Genomic DNA, 3,689 nt, shown 5'->3' with positions numbered 1-3,689 from the left:
CCGGGGGGGGGCAACCCCCGTCGGCCCGCGGCGCGGCCGCGGCACCTGGAAAATGCCCTCTGACCTGCGCGTCTTTCGGTGGGGAGGCGGCTGGAGCGGCTACCGTGGCCGGGCGGCCGGGCCTGGCCGTCCGGTGCCGCTCGGGTGCCGGTGGCACCACAAGGGACGGACCGGCATGCAGTTCGACGACCAGGGCGACCTCGACACCTCGCAGGTGCGGGACCGGCGTGGCATTCCCGGGGGGAAGGTCGCCATCGGGGGCGGCGCGGCCGGTCTGATCGCCGTTCTGATCGCGGTGCTCTTCGGTGTGGACCCGAGTGTGCTCGGGCTCTCCGACGGCGAGGGCGGGTCGAACTCCGGGGCCGGCGGGACCACCACGGCGGGGGAGGTCCAGCAGGTCTGCAAGACCGGTGCCGACGCCAACCGCCGCCAGGACTGCCGGATCGTCGCCGTCACCAACAGCCTGCAGGAGTTCTGGGGCGGTCAGCTGCCCCGGTCCGGTGTCGCCTACCGGCCCGCCGAGACGGTGCTGTTCACCGGCCGGGTCTCCACCGCCTGCGGCGCGGCGAGTTCCGCCGTCGGGCCGTTCTACTGCCCCGGCGACCGGCGGGCCTACTTCGACCTCGGCTTCTTCGACGAGCTGTCGACCCGTTTCGGCGCGGCCGGCGGACCGTTCGCCGAGGCCTACGTCGTCGCCCACGAGTACGGCCACCACATCCAGAACCTGACCGGCACCATGCAGAAGGTCGGGCAGGACCGGCAGGGCCGCGACAGCGCCTCGGTGAAGCTGGAACTCCAGGCCGACTGCTACGCCGGGGTCTGGGCCCACCACGCCACCACCACGCCGCAGGCCTCCACCGGACGGCCGCTGATCAGCACCCTCACCGACCAGGACATCGCCCAGGGGCTGGACGCCGCCGCGGCCGTCGGCGACGACCGGATCCAGAAGCAGGCCACCGGCCGGATCGACCCCGACACCTGGACGCACGGCTCCTCCGACCAGCGCGAGGCCTGGTTCACCACCGGCTACCGCAGCGGCGACCCGGCCCGCTGCGACACCTTCGCCGCCCAGCGCTGACCCCCGGCCCGGCCCCGCCCGGGCGGCCCGCCCCGGCACCCTGTCATCCGTCAGGGACCGCCGCGGGCGGCTCCTTCCTACGCTGCTGAGCACCGGCCGAACACGGACCGGAACAGCACCTGAGGGAGAACCACCATGCGCAAGATCCTGCACGCCGCCGCCGCGCTCGCCCTCGCGGCCGCCGGCGCCACCACGATCGGGACCACCGGCGCCCAGGCCGCCGACGGCCCCTGGGACGGCTGCCCGTACGGGGCGGTCTGCATCTACCCGCAGGACTCCGACACCAGCCGGCCGCCGACCGACGTCTTCTACAGCTACGGCGCCCACAACCTCCGCAACCAGAACGGCTGGCACTGGGTGCTCAACAACCAGTCCGGCGGCGCGCACGCCCGCCTGTGCACCGGCTACAACGGCACCGGCTGCGGCGCGGACCTGGCCGCCGAAACCGGTGTCTACGCCGACCTGACGCCGATCAACTCCATCACCCTGGACCGCCCCTGACCCCGACGAGGGTCGCCTGACCGTCGGGCCGGGCCGCCCCGGCGGGGTCCTCCGGGGGGAGGACCCCGCCACGGGCGGTGCGCCGCTCACGGCGCCTCCGGCGACGGGCAGGTGAGGTCGCCGGGCGGCACCGTCCCGGCGAGCAGGTAGGACTCCACGGTGGCGCGAACGCACGGGTTCGGCCCGGGGTACTGGCCGTGGTCGCCGTTCCCGGTGACCGTCACCAGGCGCGAGCCGCGCAGGGCCTGGTGCGCGGAGCGCGCGGCCTCGATGGGCGTCGCGGGGTCGTGCACCGCGTTGAGCATCAACGTGGGCGGCAGTCCCGCGCCCGTGACCCGCACCGGGGGTGCGGTGGGCGCCGGCCAGGCGGCGCAGACCGCGGAGAAGGCGAGCGTGCGGGCCCCGGCCAGCGGCCAGCGCGCGGTGTTCTCCGCGCCCCGCTCCGCCCAGACGGACAGGTCACGCGTCCACGGGGTGTCGTTGCAGGTGACCGCGAAGTACTCGGTGAGGAACTCCGGGTCGAGGTACTGGCCGAAGACCCGCCGGGCGGTGGCGCGGCCGGCGGGCTCGGCGTTCGGCCAGTCGTCGAGCGCGGCCAGCGCCGTGGCCAGTTGGGTGAAGCCGTTGTTCGCGCGGTAGACGCCCTGGATCGCGCCGTTGTCGAACTGGTTGGGCCCGATGGTGAGCGCGCCGTCGACGACCGGGTGCTCGTGCAGGGCCGCCCGGCGCGCCTCCCAGCGGGCCTTGGCCTCGGCGGCGGTCGTGCCGTAGTGGTAGGTGGAGTCGCGGGCGGCCAGCCAGGGCAGGAAGTCCTCCTCGAACCGCCGCTGGAAGCTCATCGGCAGCCGCTGCTGGAACCGCTCCCAGGTGCCGTCGAAGCCGGTGTTGCCGTCCAGCACCATCCGCTCGACGCGCCGCGGGAAGAGCGTCGCGTAGTACGCGCCGATCCTGGTGGCGTAGGACGGCCCGAAGTAGCTGATCCGGCGCTCGCCGAGCAACGCGCGCAGCAGGTCGAGGTCCCTGGCGGTCTGTTCGGTCGTCAGGTAGGGCAGCAGGCCCTCGCCGCGCCGCTCGCAGTCGGCGGCGAGGCCGCGCGAGGCGGCGATCACCCGGGCCCGGTCGGCCGGCGTGTCGTCGCGGAAGTCCCCGGCGAAGAACGCCTGGAACTCCTCGGGCGTCTGGCAGACCGCGTGGGTGCTGAGGCCGACGCCGCGCTGGTCGAAGCCCACGACGTCGTAGGCGGCGCCGAGCGCGGGCGCGTGCGTGACGAAGGTCGCCGGGCGGTCCAGGCCCTTGCCGCCGGGGCCGCCGGCGGCCGTGAGCAGGGTGCCGATCCGGCGGGCGGGGTCGCTCGCGCGGTGCCGCGAGACCGCGATGGTGAGGTCGGGCCCCCTCCCGGGGTGGTGCCAGTCGCGGGGCACGGTCATGGTGGCGCACTGCAACGCGGCCTCCTCCGTACAGGGCTGCCAGTCGAGCCGTTGATGGGCGTAGCGGGCGGGTACGCCCGGGGCGGCCGGTCCGGCGGGCGTCGCGACGGCGCCCGCCGTGCCCGCCGTCTGGGCCAGGGTGACGACGGCCAGCAGGGCCGCCGTGCGCCGGCCGAGGGCGGCGAGCCGGAAGCGGCGCCGGGTGCGGGTGAGGGTGATGGTCCGGGTGGTCATGGCGTCGATCCTCGCCGCTGGAAGGATCGTGGTCGATCCGGTGAACACCCGTCTTTCCCCTGGTGCCTGGACCACCTTTTGACCTGGCGTCAGGTTGAGCTCAGTAGGCGACGGTGAAGCGGGCGCGGCGGTGGGCGGGGCGCTCGGTCTCGTCGAGGAGGGCGACGGCGAGGTCCTCCATCGAGACGGCCGAGGAGCCGTCCGGGCCGACCAGGAGTTCGTCGCGGCCCAGGCGGTAGCGGCCGGTCCGCTCGCCCGGTTCGAGCAGGGCGGCCGGACTGAGGTAGGTCCAGTCGACCTCGGTGTCCGCGCGGCAGAGGGCGAGCTGCTCGCCGCAGGCGTCGGCGATCGGGCGCAGGGCGGCCGGGAAGTCGGGGGCGTCGACCAGGGTGACGCCGTCGCCGCCGGGCAGGTCGAGGCCCAGCCAGCCGGGGGTGGGCCACCAGCGC

General features: G+C 75.1%; 4 protein-coding genes. 2 read left to right on the top strand and 2 right to left on the bottom strand.

Going from position 1 to position 3,689, the window contains the following annotated elements; genetic code table 11:
- The first annotated feature begins 175 nt into the window (after window positions 1-175).
- Entirely contained in the window at window positions 176-1,078 is a 903-nt protein-coding gene (ypfJ, locus tag ABD308_RS30890; RefSeq protein ID WP_344342349.1) for a KPN_02809 family neutral zinc metallopeptidase, read from the top strand.
- Between the two features lie 135 nt (window positions 1,079-1,213).
- Complete coding sequence (locus tag ABD308_RS30885) at window positions 1,214-1,579, top strand: hypothetical protein (protein ID WP_344342347.1); 366 nt, start codon at window positions 1,214-1,216, stop codon at window positions 1,577-1,579.
- Between the two features lie 86 nt (window positions 1,580-1,665).
- Here the strand turns inward: ABD308_RS30885 and ABD308_RS30880 are convergent, their stop codons facing one another.
- Complete coding sequence (locus ABD308_RS30880) at window positions 1,666-3,240, bottom strand: alpha/beta hydrolase (protein WP_344342345.1); 1,575 nt, start codon at window positions 3,238-3,240, stop codon at window positions 1,666-1,668.
- 100 nt (window positions 3,241-3,340) lie between these two features.
- A partial coding sequence (locus ABD308_RS30875; protein ID WP_425554890.1) for an NAD(P)-dependent oxidoreductase occupies window positions 3,341-3,689 on the bottom strand: 349 nt, incomplete at its 5' end.

Origin of the sequence: Kitasatospora putterlickiae (assembly GCF_039527695.1) — a bacterium.
Taxonomy (GTDB): domain Bacteria; phylum Actinomycetota; class Actinomycetes; order Streptomycetales; family Streptomycetaceae; genus Kitasatospora; species Kitasatospora putterlickiae.
Note: the sequence above shows the minus strand (reverse complement) of the source record. Positions and strands in the feature narration are given on the sequence as shown.